This is a genomic window from Immundisolibacter sp., from assembly GCF_041601295.1.
In the GTDB taxonomy this organism is placed as follows: Bacteria; Pseudomonadota; Gammaproteobacteria; order Immundisolibacterales; family Immundisolibacteraceae; genus Immundisolibacter.
The window spans coordinates 1-17,410 of the sequence record NZ_JBFIII010000060.1 but is presented as its reverse complement, the minus strand read 5'-3'; the positions used below and the strand labels follow the sequence as shown (position 1 = coordinate 17,410).

Genomic DNA, 17,410 nt, shown 5'->3' with positions numbered 1-17,410 from the left:
CATGCCGATGGCGAAAAACACCTCGCCGCTGACCAGCTTGGGCATGAAAAATTGCTTTTGTTCCTCGGTGCCATAGCGCAACAGGGACGGACCGGTCTGGCGGTCGCCCACCCAATGCGCCGCAACCGGTGCCCCGGCGGCAAGCAGTTCCTCGGTGACGACGTAGCGTTCGAGCGCCGTGCGACCGTGGCCGCCGTACTCGGTGGGCAGAGTCATGCCCAGCCAGCCCCGGGCCGCCAGGCGGCGGCTGAATTCGCCGTCAAAGCCGCCCAGCCAGTTGTCGCAGCGCGGCGTATAACGACCGGCAGCCAGTTCCTCCGCCAGAAAGGCGCGGACCTCGGTGCGCAGCGTCTCGCAGCTTGAAGGCAAACGGGCTGGCTCCAGACTGATGCCGGGTACGGACAACGGGTTCTCCTCCGTGAGATTCGGGTAAACAAGGCGTGGACAGCACTGGCGTGTGCCACCCGAACGCATGTTAAAGCAGACGGCCGGGGCAGGTCACCTGCAGGACTGATCAGGCGTGTACCGACGTCGGGTCGCCGGAGTTCATGGAGACACGCCGGCACCAGGGCATCCTAAGGAGACGCTGAAGTATTCAGTGTTTCCCGCAGCGCAAGGATGCGCTGCCAAAATCTGTAGCTGTAAGCCACTGATTTTGTGAGCCATCGGAAAACCACGCTTTTCCGATGGCGGGCGCTGAGAAATCCACGATGGATTTATTCAGCGCTTCCCTAAGGATTTCGCGCCAGAGGCCTTAGCCGTGGCGCAGCTTCAGATACAAGATGGCGCCTGCCAACACCAGGGTCACCGAGTTGGCAAGGACCAGAGGCAGGTCGCGCGTCAACAGACCGTAGACCAGCCATAGCGCCACGCCCGCTACGAAGATCGTATACATACGCAGCGACAGGCCGCGGGTGTCGCGGGTAGCGAGGGTGTGCAGCACCTGCGGCAGAAAAGCTGCGGTGGTCAGCAGCGCCGCCAACAGGCCAATGGCAGTTGTCATAAAGCCGGGGCGTGCGGTTGGCGGGGGTGTTTGTCGATTATCATTCCGGGCATGCCCGTCTTGGTTCTGGACAAGGCGGTGCTCAACATAGGCCGGGCCGAATGGCGTCCCGGTGACGGCCCCAAGGAGGAGTCAGCATGGCGAAGGTAACGGAATTTGGCTATCTGGGCATTGGCGTCAAGGACGGCGACGCGTGGCGCGAGTTCGCCAGTCAGGTGGTTGGCATGGAAGTGTTGGACGAAGGCGACGGCGATCGCTTTTATCTGCGCATGGACGGCCACCATCACCGCATAGTCGTGAACCTGCACGGTGACGACGACATGGATTTTATCGGCTGGCGCGTGGCCGGACCGGAAGAGTTCGACGAGATGAAGCGTCAGCTTGATGCCGCGGGCGTGGACTACAAGCATGCCGACGGCGAGGAACGCAAGGAACGGATGGTGCTTGATTTGCTCAAGTTCAAGGACCCGGGCGGCAACCCGACCGAGATCTACCACGGCCCACGGGTCGAGACCTTCATGCCGTTTCATCCGGGTCGGCGCATGTATGGGCGTTTCCAGACCGGGGCCGGTGGCGTGGGTCACTGCATCCTGCGCCAGGATGACCTGGACAAGGCCTACCGCTTCTACACCGATGTATTCGGCATGCGCGGTTCGGTGGAATACAACCTGAAGATTCCGGGCACCGATTGGGTCGCCGCGCCGGTATTCATGCACTGCAATGAGCGCGATCACTCGGTAGCTTTCCTGGGTGCGCCGATGGAAAAGCGCATCAACCACCTGATGATCGAGGTGGAGAGCATGGACGACGTGGGTTACACCTACGACATTGTGCGCAAGCGCAAGATTCCGGTCGCGATCCAGCTGGGCAAACACAGCAACGACCAGATGATGTCGTTCTACATGGGTAACCCGTCGGGCTGGCTGTGGGAATATGGGTCCGGTGCCCGAAAGTCTATCCACCAGTCCGAATACTACGTGGCAGACATGTGGGGGCACGGGACCGAAGCTACCGGCTTTGGCATGGATCTGGATATGCAGGCCTGACGGTATCTCAAGCCCGGCGGCGATTGCGGCGCCGGGCACTTTCGGAAGACGCCCCGACTCGTTCGGGGCGTTTTCTTTGAGGCTGGTGCCAGCATTTGGGGTGTCCCACGGGTGGATGGTATGGGTTTGCGGCGAATCTGGCGCGCTGCGCGTTATTCCGCGCAGGGGCTGCGCGCGGCCTTCCGTGGCGAGGCCGCATTTCGCCAGGAGTTGTTGATCGCCCTGGTGGCGGCGCCGCTCGGGCTATGGCTGGGGCGCTCAGCAGCGGAACGGGCCTTGCTGTTGGGCAGCCTGTTGCTGACGCTGATTGTCGAGCTGCTCAATTCGGCGCTGGAGGCAGCCATCGATCGCATTGGCGTGGAGCGCCATGAGTTGTCTGGCCGTGCCAAGGACATGGGCTCGGCCGCGGTCTTTGTGGCCTTGATATTGACCGCCACGGTGTGGTTGCTGATCGCCGCGGGACGCCTGTTCGGCGTGTAATGCCGACCCGCAGGGCATTCCCGCTGGGCGCTGACGGAGGACGGACATGCAACTCGGATACGTTGGGCTCGGCACCATGGGGCTGCCGATGGCGCTTAATCTGCTGCGGGCGGGGTTTGCTCTTCAGGTGATCAGCCGCAGCCGGCCGCCGCTCGATCAGGCTATCGCCGCGGGGGCGGTCGAGGCGCCCGGGTATGCGGAACTCGCGGCGCAGTCGGACGTCGTGCATACCTGCTTGCCCATGCCGGCGGATGTGGAGGCCGTGTACCTTGGCAGCAACGGCCTGGTAGCCAATGCACGGCCTGGTACGGTGCTGATCGACCACAGCACGGTGGGGCCGGGAACCTGTCGCAAAATTGACGCCGCGGCGCGTAATCGCGGAGTGCATTTTCTGGATGCGCCGGTGTCCGGCGGCCCGGCGGGCGCGCAGGCGGCGACGCTCGGCATCATGGTCGGCGGTGAGCCGGCGGTGTTCGAGCGCATGCTCGGGGTGCTGCAAATCCTGGGCAAGACGGTGGTGCGTCTTGGGCCCAGCGGCAGTGGTGCGGTGGCCAAACTGGTCAATAACCTGTTGGTGGGCGTGCACCAGCGGGCGCTGATCGAGATGCTGCTGGTGGGCCAGCGCGCAGGCGTCGACCTGGATGCCCTGGTGCAGGTGCTGCTCGGCAGCAGTGGCCGCAGCGCCGTGTTGGAGATGATGTACCCGCGTCTTAAAGCCCGTGACTTGCAGCCGCGTTTTCGCAGCGACCTGTTTCACAAGGACCTGAGCCTGGCGCTGGAAATGGCCGCAGACTGCGGCGTGCACAGCCTGACCGGCGAGGCGGCGCTGGAGGCAATGCAGGCCACCATGGCCGCTGGGCTCGGTGGCCGGGACAGTTTGGCGATGCTGTTGCCATTGGAGCAGGGTGCCGGTATGCGGCTGTTTGAACCGGACCCTTGATGTTGATGACCCATGGTTTTCAGCCGTGATGCGCCAAACGCGTTAGTGTGGCGGCGGAGCGAGCTGCAGCGGCCGGGCGGGCCGACTGGAATTTCCTTAACGACTATTCAGTTCGGCTCGCCGCTCCTTTATAGTTGAGCCTCACCGGTCAAGGAGGATCCTCATGAACGCGATCAACGAGCTACCTGCATCCCGCCTGAACGACGAGCTGGCCAGAGTGTTTGCGCTGCAGCAAGCGCGCAAGATCGAGTTGCGGGAAACCAGTGTCGGGCAACGCCTCGAAAAGCTGATGCGCCTGCGCGCGGCGGTCATCGCGCACAAGGCTGACATCGTCGCCGCTGCCTACGCCGATATGCGAAAGCCGCAGGTGGAAGCCCTGCTCGGCGAGATTATGCCGGTGACCCAGGCGATTGATCTGGCGCGCAAGAATCTGCGCCGCTGGATGCGCCCGCAGCGCGTCAGGACGCCGATCAATATGCTTGGCACCCGTGGGGCAGTGCGCTTTGAGCCCAAGGGCTCAACACTGATCATCGCGCCCTGGAACGTGCCGGTGTTCCTGAGCTTTGTGCCGCTGACCAGTGCCGTGGCGGCCGGTTGTACGGCCATGATCAAGCCGTCCGAAATGACGCCAGCGCTGGCCGTGGTGATCCGCACCATCGTCGCCGAATGCTTTGACGAGGCCGAGGTAGCGGTGTTCGAGGGCGGGCCGGAGGTGGCGCAAGCACTGCTGACCTTGCCGTTCGACCACATTTTCTATACTGGCAATCCGGAAATCGGCAAGGTGGTCATGCGCGCCGCTGCCGAGCACCTGACGTCCGTGACGCTGGAACTGGGCGGCAAGTCGCCGGTGATCGTGGATGAGAGCGCCGACATCGAGTCGGCCGCCGAGCGCCTGGCCTGGGGCAAGCTTCTGAACGGTGGCCAGATATGCGTGGCGCCGGATTATGTTCTGGTGCATGAGTCGCGCAAGGACGAGCTACTCGGCGCGCTGACGCGCCAAATGGAACTGCACGCGACTGCCAAGGACGGCAAGGCGCCGGAATTGACCCGCATTGTCAACACGCGTCACCACACCCGTGTCCAGGGTTTGCTGGACGATGCCCTGGCGCGCGGTGCGCGCGTGGTCACCGGTGGCCAGAGTGATGCGGCCGACTGCTTCATCGCGCCGACAGTGCTGACCGACGTGTCGCCCGACTCCAAGCTGATGCACGAAGAAATCTTCGGCCCGCTGCTGCCGGTGTTGAGTTATCGCGACCTTACCCAGGCGCTTGAACTGATCAATGCCAAGCCCAAGCCCCTGGCGCTGTATGCGTTCAGCCGTATCAAGGCCAACGTCGAGCGCATCCTGCGCGGTACCTCGTCTGGCGGCAGCACGATTAATCACGTCATGCTGCACGGGCTGCACCCGAACCTGCCGTTCGGTGGCGTTAACAACAGTGGTATCGGCAAGTCTGGCGGATTTTACGGCTTCCAGGCCTTTTCCAATGAGCGTGCGGTTCTGCACCAGGTCAGCCGGATCAGCTTTACGCGCTGGGCGATGCCGCCGTACTCGCCGCGCATGATCCGAATCCTGGACCGTTTCGTACGCTGATCATCTGATTCAAGCTGAATCTCAAGGAGGAGACACACGGTGGACGCTGCCCTGGAGTCGGAGAAAACCCGTCTGAGTCCGCTGACCAAGGTCGGTGCCATTCCGGTGAGCCTGACGGCGATGCTGCCATTTGTCGGCTATTGGCTGGGCGGTGGCGCCTGGCACTGGCTGACCATTGGGCTGTTGTTCGGCGTCGGGCCGTTTCTGGACCTGTGGTTGGGCGAGGACAACGCCAATGTTCCGCCGCAGCTTGAGCGTGAGTATGAAAGACGTCTCTATTACCGCCTGACCCTGTGGCTGTATCTGCCGGTGCAGGTCGCGCTGGTGCTGTTCAGCTATAACCTCATCATCAACACCGAGATGGCATTGCAGGCGCAGATTGGCCTGGCGCTATCGATGGCGGTGGGGGTGGGTTTTGGGGCCACCCTGGCGCATGAGTTGTGCCATCACCCGAGCAAGCTCGATCGGTTCATCGGGGTGCAGATATTCAGTTTGTGCGGCATGGCCAACTTCCTCGTGTATCACAACTATGGTCACCACAACCTGGTGGCGACGCCGGAAGACCCGGGCTCGGCCCGCTATGGTGAATCGTTCTGGAAGTTCACGACGCGCAATATCTCGCGCAAGTTCGTGATGTCCTGGCAGATCGAGGCGCAGCGCCTGGGCCGCCAGGGCCGCGGCTGGCTGTCGCCGCATAACCTCATGATCTGGCTGACATTGAACGAAGTTGCCTGGGTGGCGGGGCTGACCTGGTACTTCGGCCCGTTGGCCTTGGCGCTGTTTGCGGTGCAATACGCCGCGCCGCGCTTCCTGCTGTCGGTCGGTGACTATATGGAGCATTACGGCCTGTCACGGCGCAAGCTGCCCGGCGGCGAGTACGAGCCGGCGCGGGCGATCCACTCCTGGGATGACAGCTACATGCTGAGCAATTTCCTGTTCACGGCGGTGGATCGCCACGCCGATCATCACGAGAACTCGAGCCGGCCGTTCCAGATTCTGCGCGTTCGGCAGGATGCGCCACGGTTGCCGTACGGCTACCTGATCATGATCTTCGCCGCCTTCGTGCCTGCGGTGTGGCGGCGGCTGGTGCATCCGGTGCTGGAAGCGTTTTATGCCAAGGGCGAGGTGGTGCCCCATGGGCTGCCGGGCGCACTGCCGCAGCGTTTTGCCCAGGGCGCCAACATTCGCTGAAAGCAAGCGCCGGGCTCAGCCCGCGCGGTAATCGGTGTCAGTCACTGGCTGGATCGGAATCGGGAAGCGGACGGGCGTTGTCGTCGCCTGGCCCCCGGCCACTGTGGGCAAGCGCCCGCAGCGCCGCCGCCAGTCGTGGATCGGTGCTGGTCTGCGCCACCGCCTCCAGATGGGCGCGGGTAGAGGCGCTGATCGACCGCGGTGTATCTGCCGCTGTCGCGGGTGCCGGCTGCGTAGCCACCAGCACATGCACTTCGATCGCGGTGACTTCATCGTGCGGCCAACCGGCCAGCCAGGCGCGGATTTGCGGCGCCATGAAGCGTAGCCGGGACGCCCAGGCGCTGTTGCTCACCCCCAGACTCAGGCAGCCGTGGTTCAGAACGGCACTGTGCACCACCGCCGCTACCTCGGGTGGTAGGCACCGTTTGATCTGCGCCGCCAGTGCCGCATGTTGTTGACTGGCGTGCAACAGCGCGGCCAACGGCCCGTTGCGGGCGGCAAGTAGCTTGTGAAGGTGTTCCTGGGAACCCATAATGTCCAGCCCGGTCCGGCCTCGTGTGGCTTGGTGACCGTCCGGATTATAGTGTTCCACGATGATCAGCCTGCACATTCAGTGGCCGCGGGCAGGCGGCCTGCGCAGCATTAACCTGCGGGGTCGTACCCTGGTGGCAGTCGGCGGCCTGGCGTTTGGCGCCCTGGTTGGCAGCTTTGCGCTGGGCGCAAGCATGCCCTTGTCCGAGGCACTGCGTGATCGTAAGGCGATCCACCACGAGTTGCGCGCCCAGCGTTCGGTGGTGGATGAGACCCTGATCACGGCCCGGGCACAGGCGCAGGCCCTTGCTGCACGCCTGGGCGAGTTGCAGGGCCGGCTGGCCAAACTGGAGGCCGTCGGGCAACGGGTAGGCAAAGCGGCACGGTTGGCTCCTGGAACCTTCGAGTTCGATGCTTCGCCTGACGTGAGTTCCAACGGAGACATCGACAAGCCGTTCGGGATGGTGAATTTCGTAGCCGCTCTGGACGGATTGTCGCGGCAGATCGATCGACGCGCGGCCCAGTTCTCGGTATTGGACCGGGTGATCGGCGCTGGCGTGATCGAGCGTCATGACGATCTGCCCTCGCCGGTGACCGGCGGTCGGCTGTCGTCGCTGTTCGGTAGCCGGGCCGATCCTTTCAGTGGCCGCCCGGAGTTTCATCCCGGGCTTGATTTTCGGGCCCCGTTGGGTTCGCAGGTAGTTGCCGTGGCCGCCGGCGTTGTCATCAGCAGCGGCTGGGAAAGCGGCTATGGCAAGGTGGTCGAGATCGATCACGGCAATGGTTTTCGCACCCGTTATGCCCACAATCAGACCAATCTGGTTCACACAGGTCAGACCGTGAAACGCAGTCAGCTCATCGCCCGCGTCGGCCGCACCGGCCGCACCACAGGTTCCCATCTGCATCTTGAGGTGCTGCGCAACGGCCGGCGCATGGACCCGGCCGAGTACCTTGCCGCGCTGGCGGCAGGCGAAGGGCCGCTGCATACCGCTGCGCGCTGAGGCGTGTCCATGTGGCAGGCCATCGTGCGGCGCGTTGTCGGCAGCCGTAATCAGCGTCAGATCAAGCGCTACCTGAAGTCGGTGACGCGAATAAGCGCGCTGGCAGACCAGTTTGGCGCGCTCACCGACGCTGAGCTGCGGCAGCGAACGGACATCCTGAAGCAGCGCTATGGTGCTGGCGAGACACTGAATCAGCTGCTGCCCGAGGCCTTCGCGGTAGTGCGCGAGGCGGCGGATCGGGTGCTTGGCATGCGCCATTTCGACGTGCAGCTGGTCGGTGGCATGGTGCTGCACGAGGGCAAGATTGCCGAGATGCGCACGGGCGAGGGCAAGACCCTGGTGGCGACGCTACCCGCCTACCTGAACGCGCTCGCCGGGCACGGCGTGCATGTGGTGACGGTGAACGATTACCTGGCCCGTCGCGACGCGGCCTGGATGGGGCAGATTTACGAATTTCTGGGCTTGTCTACGGGCGTCATCGTGTCCAACCTGGACCAGACTGCGCGCCAGGCGGCCTATGCTGCCGACATCACCTATGGCACCAATAACGAGTTCGGTTTCGACTACCTGCGCGACAACATGGCGTTCACCGCGCAGGACCGGGTGCAGCGGCGGGCGTTCGGCATCATCGACGAAGTCGACTCCATCCTTATCGATGAGGCGCGCACGCCGCTGATCATTTCAGGCCCGGCCGAGGGCAGTACCGAGCTGTACGCCAAGGTCAATTTGCTGGTCCCGCGCTTGGAGCGCCAGACCGAGCCGGAAGGCCCCGGCGACTACCACGTGGACGAGAAAACACGCCAGGTGGTACTCACCGACGCGGGCCATGAACATGCCGAGGAGTTGCTGGCGCAGGCCGGCCTGCTGGCCGAGGGCAACAGCCTGTACGACGCCGGCAACATCACGCTGATGCATCACGTGAACGCGGCCCTGCGTGCGCACACGCTGTTTCAGCGTGATGTGCACTACGTTGTGAACAACGGCGAGGTGATCATCGTTGATGAGTTCACCGGCCGGCTGATGCCCGGTCGGCGCTGGTCCGAGGGCCTGCACCAGGCGGTCGAGGCCAAGGAAAGCGTGCCCGTCAAGCAGGAAAACCAGACACTCGCCACCATCACGTTCCAGAACTATTTTCGTTTGTACGACAAGCTGTCCGGCATGACCGGCACCGCTGACACCGAAGCCTTCGAGCTGCACAGCATCTACGGGCTTGAGGTGATGGTCGTGCCCACTCACCGGCATATGGTGCGCAAGGACTACGGCGACCAGGTGTTTCTCTCAACCGAGGAGAAATACGACGCGGTACTTGCCGACATTAAAGACTGCCACCTGCGTGGTCAGCCGGCGTTGGTCGGCACGGCGTCCATCGAAACCTCGGAACGGGTGTCGCAGCTTCTGAAAAAGGCTGCCGTCCCGCACCAGGTGCTAAATGCCAAGTATCACGAGCAGGAGGCACAGATCATCGCCGGCGCTGGCGAGGCAGGTGCCGTCACCATCGCTACCAATATGGCCGGCCGTGGCACGGATATCGTGTTGGGTGGCAATCTGGAAGCCCGTCTGCAGGGCGTCGAGGACCCTGTTGAGCGCGAGCGCGTCCGCAGCGAGTGGCAGGTGCAGCACGACAAAGTGGTGCAGCTCGGTGGCCTGCATGTGGTCGGTACCGAGCGCAACGAGTCGCGGCGCGTAGACAACCAGCTGCGTGGTCGCTCCGGGCGCCAGGGCGACCCCGGTTCGTCGCGTTTTTACTTGTCGCTGCAGGACGACCTGATGCGCATCTTTGCCAGCGAGCGGGTGTCCGGCTGGATGCAGAAGCTGGGTCTGGAACCGGGCGAAGCGATCGAGCATCCGTGGGTCTCGCGCGCCATCGAGAATGCCCAGAAAAAAGTGGAAGGCCGTAACTTCGACATGCGCAAGCAGTTGCTCGAATACGACGACATCGCCAACGAGCAGCGCAAGCTGATCTATCAGCAGCGCAACGACCTGCTGGAAGCCGACGACGTGTCAGGCATGGTCCAGGCCATGATGAGCGATGTGGTCGGCGCTGCGGTCGATCGTTACGTGCCGCCGGGCAGCGTGGAAGAACAATGGGACCTGCCGGGACTCAAAGATGCCTTGCATGGTGAGTTCGATAGCGGCGCTGATCCGGTGGCCCTGGCTGCGGTGCCGGACATCGACGGCCCCGCATTGCGCGCGCGCTTGATCGAGATCGTGGAAGGTGAGCTCGCCGCCAAGCAGCAACGGGTGGAGCCGGCGGTCATGCGTCACTTCGAGAAGGCGGTCATGCTACAGGTACTGGACAGCCACTGGAAAGACCATCTGGCGGCCATGGATCACCTGCGTCACAGCATTCACCTGCGCGGCTACGCGCAGAAAAACCCCAAACAGGAATACAAGCGCGAGGCGTTCGTGCTGTTCACGCAGATGCTGGACCGGGTCAAGACCGATGTCGCGACCACGCTGCTGCGGGTGCAGGTTCGGGCGGAGGAAGACGTGGAAGCGGTGGAGCGCCAGCGCCGTCAGGCCGGGGAGTATGACTACCAGCATGCGACCGCCGGCGCCATGACCGGCGAGGCGCCGGCCGAGGACGTGGAGCGGGCACGCGCAGACCGTCAGGCCGCGCCATTCGTACGCGCCCAACGCAAGGTGGGTCGAAACGAGGCCTGTCCTTGCGGTTCCGGCAAGAAATACAAGCAATGCCACGGCCAGATCGGCTGAGGGTGGTCCGTCAATGGCGGTAAAGCTCGCCGCGCCTGAGCTGTTGCGGCCGGTGGCCGGCGTGCGCCTGGCCGCAGTGGCTGCGGGCGTGCGCAAGGCCAGTCGCGACGACGTTGTCGTGCTGGAACTCGCCCCTGGCAGTCAGGCGGCAGCTGTGTTTACCCAGAACGCCTTTTGCGCCGCGCCAGTCGCGTTAGCCAAAGACCACCTTTCGGCCACCGCGCCGCGTTATCTGCTGATCAACAGCGGCAACGCGAATGCGGGGACCGGCGCCGCAGGTTACGCCGCTGCCGAGGCATGCTGTGCCGAGCTCGCACGGCTTGCCGGGTGCGAAGCCTCAGCGGTACTGCCGTTTTCCACCGGCGTTATCGGTGAGCTGCTGCCAGTGGAACGTATTACTACGGTTCTGCCCGCGGCGCTGGCGAGTCTTGCACCTGAAGCTTGGAACGCCGCCGCGCATGCCATCATGACCACCGATACCGTAGCCAAGGGCCACAGCGTTAGCGTAATGACGGCCGAGGGCCCGATCACGGTCACCGGCATCGCCAAGGGTTCGGGCATGATCCATCCCAACATGGCAACCTTGCTGGCCTTTGTCGCCACCGACGCGGCCGTTGCGCAGCCATTGCTGCAGGATTGTCTGACTAGCGCGGTCGCCGGAAGCTTCAACCGCATCAGTGTGGACGGCGACACGTCTACCAATGATGCCTGCGTACTGCTGGCCACCGGCAAGGGCGGCGTGAATATCCGGGATCTGTCGAGCGGCCTCGGCGAGGCGCTGCAAGGCGCAGTGGATGAGGTCTGTCGGGTATTGGCGCAGGCTATCGTGCGTGATGGCGAGGGCGCCACCAAGTTCATCACGGTGCAGGTCGAGGGCGGAAAGGACCGGCACGAGTGCGCGCAAGTTGCCTATGCCATCGCCCGCTCGCCGCTGGTCAAGACCGCATTCTTCGCCAGCGATCCCAACTGGGGTCGCGTCCTGGCTGCTGTGGGTTATGCCGGGCTGGCAGGGCTTTCCATTGAGGGCGTCAGCGTGTACCTGGACGATGTATGCGTCGTGCGCGGTGGTGCTCGGGCCGACGATTACACCGAAGTCCGCGGTCAGGCGGTAATGGCCCAGGACGAAATTACCGTGCGGGCGGAGCTTGGCCGCGGCAACGCGAAGACCACCGTCTGGACCTGCGATTTCTCGTACGACTATGTCCGCATCAACGCCGAATACCGCACCTGACCGTCGGAGGGAGCGCGTGAACGGCACGCAGGAGGCGCCAGTCGAGGTGGCGGTGGGTGTGCTGCGGCATCCGGGCAGTGGCCATATCCTTCTCAGCCAACGTCGTGACGGAGCGCATATGGCCGGTTACTGGGAGTTTCCTGGCGGCAAAGTGGAACCCCACGAGACCGATGAACAGGCGCTGACACGCGAATTGCGCGAGGAACTGGGTATCGATGCGGTGACCGTGCAGCCCCTGATTCGGCATCGCTACCACTATCCGGCCGATGACGGTCACGCCGCACGTCAGGTCCTGCTTCATGCCTTCGAAGTACGCACATGGGCGGGCGATGTCAGTGGCCGGGAGGGCCAGGTCCTGAAGTGGGTGGCGCCGGGAGCCATTGATCCGGCGACGATGCCGGCAGCCAACGGTCCACTCCTCGCCGCCGCTCGCTTGCCGCATATTTATGCCATCCACGGTAACTGTGACGGTGACCACACGGCCTTTCTGGAGCGGATGGACAGCCTCGTGACCCGCGGTGTGCGCTTGGCTTGCCTGCGCTGTCCTGGTCTGCCGCCGGCCAGGTACCGTGCATTGGCGATTGCCGCGTTGGACCGCGTCCGCCTGACGGGCCTGTCGCTGTTGTTGCATGGCGATATTGACCTGGCGCTTGGCCTTGCTGCTGCGGGTGTTCATCTGCCGGCACGGGCGGTTAAGCAGTTCACCTCGCGTCCGCTGCCTCCGGATCAGTGGCTCGCGGCTTCTTGCCATGACGCGGACGAACTGGAACAGGCCGCGCGCATTGGCTGTGACTTTGCCGTCCTGTCGCCGGTGGCTGCCACGTCGAGTCACCCGCAGCAAACGCCGCTTGGATGGGCACGGTTCGAAGAACTCGCGCAGGCCGCAGGGTTGCCGGTCTTCGCCTTGGGTGGCATGCGTGGCGAGGACCTCGACTCCGCCCGTGCGCGGGGTGCGCAGGGCGTGGCGCTGCACGGAGCGCTTTGGCATTGAATGAGTCGCCTGTCCGGGTAGCGTATAGTGGGATAGCTGCCCAACAAGCTGCTTCTAGTGGCCTGCACGAGACTCGGACTGATTAGGTTGCTGGATGAAGAAGGCGTTGGAAGAGACTATCGGGGTCGACGCGGTTTATTGCATTAACCTTGACCGACGTCCGGAGCGCTGGGAACGCGCCCGGAATGCGATTGTCATGGCAGGATTTCCATCTGTGCAGCGAGTCTCTGCAGTCGACGGCGCCGACGTCGGGTTTGATGATGCGCGGCTTTCCGTGCGCTTGGCCTCCATTGTAAAGACAACCCATACCGCGCCGCTGGGAGTGAAGCGGGGCGTCATCGGCTGTTATCTGAGTCATCTGGCAGTCTGGCAGAAAGTGGTTCTGGGCGGGGTGAAGCGCTGCGTTATTTTTGAAGACGACGTAAGATTCGTTCCGGATTTTGCTGCTGCATTAGCCGCGGACGTCGACCGGATTGATCTGGATTCCCTGGACGCTTATTTCTTTGGCTACCTCAAGCGGGCCGCGCTGGCCCCTGACGGCAGGCTGCGCGGGCGAATTTGGGGTACGCAAAGCTACTTGGTAACGCAACTGGGCGCCCAGAAGTTGTTAGAGCGGGCATTGCCTTTAACAGAGGCGATCGATGAGCACTTTGAACATCTGACCTTGCTGGACGATAGCGTCAGGGTCTTTTGTACAGCGAAGTCCCTGGTAGGGCAAGACTCGATCGTGTCGGATGTGCAACCCATTAGCTATGTATTCGGTAATAAAATTTCACGACTGATCCAGTATTTGCTTGTAATGGGCGTTGTCGCGGCGGTTGTCTGGATGCTGATTTGACGTTCCGGATAAGACTGGTAAGCCTTGGCCGTCGCAGTTTTCGGCAATCGCTATTCTGGACAAAAAATTCTCCTTCAGCCACATTTCTGCAGGTAGGCAGACTGAAGAGGATTGTTTATATGCCGCCCGCAATCAACATTGTACGGGCATCAACTAACATTCGTTAAGGTTTATTCTTGGCGTTCGGCACCATCCCCTGACATGATTTTAAATGGGTAATACAGTTGAGTTGAAGAAGCCGGTTCGTCGCTTTCCGGTACGTATTTTTAATTACGTCGCCGAACGCCTGCCGTCAATCGATGAAAGGCTCGCGATTGATGCCGATTCTTTGATGGCGCGGGCGTGTCAGTTTACCCGGTTACAGAATTTCGGCGAACGGAGTTTCGTCGAGGCTTTTGAAATATTGGTCGACGATATCAACGGCAATGCCCAGCTCAATAGGTTCGGACGCTTTGCCTGGAAGGGTATGTTGCATACATTGTTATGCAACCGCCTGTACATGGAAGAGAAATTGCGGCTGGAACCTGCGATAGCGAAGCGCCAGATTGCGTCGCCTATATTTGTGCTCGGTTTCCCGCGAACGGGTAGCACCTTTCTACATACCCTGCTGGCCTGTGATCCAGCAGCGCGTTATCTGTCTGCGGCAGAGTCGATGCGGGCGCAGGGCGACCCCAGGCGCAGACCCTTGCCTGGGACCTTGCAGCGCCTGAACGCACGCTGGGGCTTTGCGTTGTTGGACTATCTCGCGCCCGGTTTCAAGACCATTCACGCCGAGCCTGTCGACGGTCCGGCGGAATGTGGCGGTCTGTTACTGCATAGCTTCGCTACGGCAGCCTTTTTGCCCAGCCTCAACGTTCCTCAGTACGCTCAGTGGTTGAAAACGCTCGATTACGGTCCTACGGCGCGGTATCACCGCCACCAGCTTTGCGTGCTGGATGCGTTGCACAGTGGTTCTCATTGGGTTCTGAAGTCACCCGCACATTTGCCCATGATCGACGCACTGATCAAAACTTATCCCGATGCGCGCTTCGTGTTTCTGCACCGCGATGCCGTCAAGGTAGTGGCCTCTTTTTGTAGCCTGGTCGGTTTGACGCGCGGCATCTATAGCGATGCGTTGGATGGCTCGCAGATTGGGCAGCAAACTGCCGACACCTTGGGCGATTTACTGCGTCGGGCGCTGGATGCGCGGCAACGTCATGATCCGCGGCGGTTTGTCGACGTGCAGTACGCTGACCTGGTCGCTGATCCACTCGGTGCCGTGTCGGGTATTTATCGGCAGTTTGGTTGGACCATGCCGCCCGCCATGGAAGCCCGCGTGCGGAACCGCGTGGAGACGACGCGCAATGGTCTTCATACCCGTCATCGCTACGAATTGACACAGTTTGGCCTCAGTCGCCAGCGCGTCCAGGAGCAGTTTGACTGGTACTCGAAGGCATTTGAAATACCCGAGGAAAAGACCGGGTGAGCAGAGTCGATGTTCCTGCGTGTTTGCCACGGACTGGTAGCGGCGGACTGACGCCGCGGTATGGTGCAAAGGCAGGGCGAGCTGGGCAAGTCTGGTGCATGGTGTGTTAGCATTTCGCCCCCACCTGTCAAGGGTCACTGTCGTCAGAGCAGGGTGTTCGCGCCCGTCGCCATAGGGGTGAGGACGTGGGTAGAGCGCCGGTAACCGTCGCGGTGTATTAGTACTTTGGGGTAACCATTTTTGCTACTTTTACTTGGCTGGGGACGATAGTCTGGCGTGGTGACGGAGGCGGGTTTTGTTGCTGTTGATGGGCGCGCGGTTGATTCGAGCGGCTGTGGGATCATGTGGGAGTAATATTATGGTGCATCTAACAGCACTTGATTTTATATCCATACGAGCTGGCTCGTGCCCAGTCGTGAATTTTCAATCGCGGGCTAGATTTTAATCCGTTTGATGACGACCATTCTGCGCATCACGGATTTATGGAAACTGCCTTGCGCCGTAGGTGGTGGCGATCTCTCACTGCCAACTTCAGCCATAGAACTAGGCGGGTTGCACAGTAAATACTGATACCTCCAAATTGATTGATTTGGAGAGGCCTTTGGCGTCAATTGGGCATCTTTCATAAAGTTTTGAAGATGTCTAATCAAGTTCGGTGACAGGGATAAGTTTCCTTACCAAGGAAGGGAAGGTCGGTGATTTCACCCCCGGAAAACCTAGTTGAGCGACTTTCCAGCTTGTCGCAAGCCCAGCGACAGGAAGTTCTGCGCCGTCTCGGGAAGCGGCCGGCGACTCGTGAAATTGGGGTATCAATTCCCAAAGCGCCGCGTGATCACGCCCTCCACCGTCTGTCGCTAGCGCAAGAACGCTTGTGGTTCCTCGAACATCTACAACCCGGCCTTGCCGTCTATAACATCGCTGTAGCCTTGCGCTTACGCGGTTCGTTGGACCTTGGCCGGCTGCGCAGTGCGTTACAGGCGCTGATTTCTCGACATGAGGCGCTACGATCCGCGGTCGTGACGCAGGCCGGCACTGGTTATCAGAAAATTCTTGATGAAGCTGCGCTTGAGTTAACGGTGGATGACCTGGCCAGCCTCCCGGACCATGAACAGGAAGCGGCGTTGCGCCGACGCGCCGATGCCGAAGTGGCTCGACCCTTTGATCTGACAGTTCCGCCCCTACTTAGAGCGCGAATTTTCCGACTTGCCTCGAATCATCATGTACTCGTGTTGACCGTTCATCACATTGTGGCGGATGGATGGTCAATGAATGTTCTATTACGAGACCTGATAGTAGCCTACGAGAAGGCTCGATTTAATGGCCAAGAACTATTGACCGAATCCGCCTTGCAATTTCTCGATTTTTCAGAATGGAATCGTAAAAATAACATCGATCAGGATTGGTCAGTAGCTCTAGAAAAATGGCACCAGTTAATAGACAGCCATGCTGCCTTGGAACTGGTGGACCCCTCGGCGCGACCTAAAGAGCGCAGTTACGCGGGCGGCTGTCTGCGGTTTAGAGTTCCTCAACCAGTCATGGCCACGCTCGACAGCCTGTGTCGGCAAACGCAGACAACCCCGAATGTGGCCTTTTTAGCCGCGTTTCAAGTGTTGTTGTCGCGGTACTGCGGCCAGGAACACTTTCTTGTTGGTATGCCAGTCGCGAATAGGGAGTTGAGCGAGAGCGCGGATATTGTCGGGTTTCTAGTCGATACCAGAGCGGTCCCCGCTGATTTGTCCGGCAGACCCTGTTTCCGTGAAATGCTGTCCCGAGTGCGGGCGACTATGCTCGACGAGCTGAGTCAGAAAGCTATTCCCTTCGATCGGCTGGTCGATGAGTTGTCAGTGCCTCGCATCGCGAATCAGTCACCTTTGTTTCAGGTGCTTTTCTCCTATCAGGGGGCAAGTGCCATCGATGAAATACGTTTTCCCGGGTTGGAACTGGAATACTTTCCGGTCCACACGGGGACCGCGAAATTTGATTTGACACTTGGCATTTATGTAAACGCGGGTGTTCATTACGGGGAGCTGGAGTACAACACCGACATTATTGACCAGGCATTTGCGGAGCGGATGCTTGACCACTGGCTTCGGTTGTTACAGGCGGCTGGCGCCAATCCGGAAGTTGCGGTTGCAGACCTGTCCATTCTCACGCCTGCCGAGCGTGACCAGCAGCTGACGCAGTGGAACCCGGCGGGCGAGCTGGCGTGGCCGGATCGGGGTGTGGTGGCGTGGTTCGAGCAGACGGTGTCGGGGCGTGGCTCGGCCGAGGCGGTGCGCTGTGGCGATTCGGCGCTTGGGTACGGCGAGCTGAACGCGGCGGCCAACCGGCTGGCGCGCCACCTGATCGGCTGTGGGGTGCAGCCGGGGGCGCGGGTGGGGCTGCTG

Annotated in this window: 15 protein-coding genes; 12 read left to right on the top strand and 3 right to left on the bottom strand. The window is 61.6% G+C overall.

The features are described from left to right. The coding region (locus ABZF37_RS09225) for an acyl-CoA dehydrogenase family protein (protein ID WP_372719144.1) at positions 1 to 405 on the bottom strand (405 nt) is incomplete at its 3' end. A 349-nt stretch (positions 406 to 754) separates the two neighbouring features. Continuing rightward, positions 755 to 1,003 carry a SemiSWEET transporter gene (locus tag ABZF37_RS09220; RefSeq protein WP_372719141.1) on the bottom strand — a complete coding sequence of 83 codons (249 nt, stop codon included), beginning with the start codon at positions 1,001 to 1,003 and terminating at the stop codon, positions 755 to 757. A gap of 137 nt (positions 1,004 to 1,140) precedes the next feature. Here ABZF37_RS09220 and bphC point away from each other — a divergent pair, with 137 nt between their 5' ends. The 5 genes from bphC to ABZF37_RS09195 all read left to right on the top strand — a co-directional run bounded on the left by bphC (position 1,141) and on the right by ABZF37_RS09195 (position 6,251). Next, the gene (gene bphC, locus ABZF37_RS09215; protein ID WP_372719139.1) at positions 1,141 to 2,049 is read left to right on the top strand and encodes a biphenyl-2,3-diol 1,2-dioxygenase; all 909 of its coding nucleotides are present in this window, start codon (positions 1,141 to 1,143) and stop codon (positions 2,047 to 2,049) included. 120 nt (positions 2,050 to 2,169) lie between these two features. Next, positions 2,170 to 2,529 carry a diacylglycerol kinase gene (locus ABZF37_RS09210; RefSeq protein ID WP_372719137.1) on the top strand — a complete coding sequence of 120 codons (360 nt, stop codon included), beginning with the start codon at positions 2,170 to 2,172 and terminating at the stop codon, positions 2,527 to 2,529. Positions 2,530 to 2,575: 46 nt separating this feature from the next. Next, positions 2,576 to 3,469 carry an NAD(P)-dependent oxidoreductase gene (locus tag ABZF37_RS09205; protein ID WP_372719135.1) on the top strand — a complete coding sequence of 298 codons (894 nt, stop codon included), beginning with the start codon at positions 2,576 to 2,578 and terminating at the stop codon, positions 3,467 to 3,469. A gap of 163 nt (positions 3,470 to 3,632) precedes the next feature. After that, positions 3,633 to 5,060, top strand: a complete 1,428-nt coding sequence (locus tag ABZF37_RS09200; RefSeq protein WP_372719133.1) for an aldehyde dehydrogenase family protein — start codon at positions 3,633 to 3,635, stop codon at positions 5,058 to 5,060. Positions 5,061 to 5,099: 39 nt separating this feature from the next. Continuing rightward, positions 5,100 to 6,251 carry an alkane 1-monooxygenase gene (locus ABZF37_RS09195; protein WP_372719130.1) on the top strand — a complete coding sequence of 384 codons (1,152 nt, stop codon included), beginning with the start codon at positions 5,100 to 5,102 and terminating at the stop codon, positions 6,249 to 6,251. Positions 6,252 to 6,288: 37 nt separating this feature from the next. On the opposite strand, the gene ABZF37_RS09190 is transcribed toward ABZF37_RS09195, so the two are convergent. After that, positions 6,289 to 6,783 (bottom strand): DciA family protein, encoded by a 495-nt coding sequence (locus tag ABZF37_RS09190; RefSeq protein WP_372719128.1) that lies wholly within the window; start codon positions 6,781 to 6,783, stop codon positions 6,289 to 6,291. A 61-nt stretch (positions 6,784 to 6,844) separates the two neighbouring features. On the opposite strand from ABZF37_RS09190, the gene ABZF37_RS09185 reads away from it, so the two are divergent. The 7 genes from ABZF37_RS09185 to ABZF37_RS09155 form a co-directional block, all read left to right on the top strand. Beyond that, positions 6,845 to 7,783, top strand: coding sequence for a M23 family metallopeptidase (locus ABZF37_RS09185; RefSeq protein ID WP_372719126.1), 939 nt, complete (start codon positions 6,845 to 6,847; stop codon positions 7,781 to 7,783). 9 nt (positions 7,784 to 7,792) lie between these two features. Then, a complete protein-coding gene (gene secA / locus ABZF37_RS09180; protein WP_372719124.1) occupies positions 7,793 to 10,498 on the top strand; it encodes a preprotein translocase subunit SecA in 2,706 nt (901 codons plus the stop codon). Positions 10,499 to 10,511: 13 nt separating this feature from the next. Next, entirely contained in the window at positions 10,512 to 11,729 is a 1,218-nt protein-coding gene (gene argJ, locus ABZF37_RS09175) for a bifunctional glutamate N-acetyltransferase/amino-acid acetyltransferase ArgJ (protein WP_372719121.1), read from the top strand. A 16-nt stretch (positions 11,730 to 11,745) separates the two neighbouring features. Next, on the top strand, positions 11,746 to 12,720 hold the full coding sequence (locus ABZF37_RS09170) for a Nudix family hydrolase (RefSeq protein WP_372719119.1): 975 nt from the start codon (positions 11,746 to 11,748) through the stop codon (positions 12,718 to 12,720). A 94-nt stretch (positions 12,721 to 12,814) separates the two neighbouring features. Further along, entirely contained in the window at positions 12,815 to 13,558 is a 744-nt protein-coding gene (locus tag ABZF37_RS09165; protein ID WP_372719117.1) for a glycosyltransferase family 25 protein, read from the top strand. Between the two features lie 211 nt (positions 13,559 to 13,769). Continuing rightward, positions 13,770 to 15,023 (top strand): sulfotransferase, encoded by a 1,254-nt coding sequence (locus ABZF37_RS09160; protein WP_372719115.1) that lies wholly within the window; start codon positions 13,770 to 13,772, stop codon positions 15,021 to 15,023. Positions 15,024 to 15,718: 695 nt separating this feature from the next. Further along, positions 15,719 to 17,410, top strand: a 1,692-nt coding sequence (locus ABZF37_RS09155; RefSeq protein WP_372719113.1) for a condensation domain-containing protein, incomplete at its 3' end; no start/stop codon positions are given.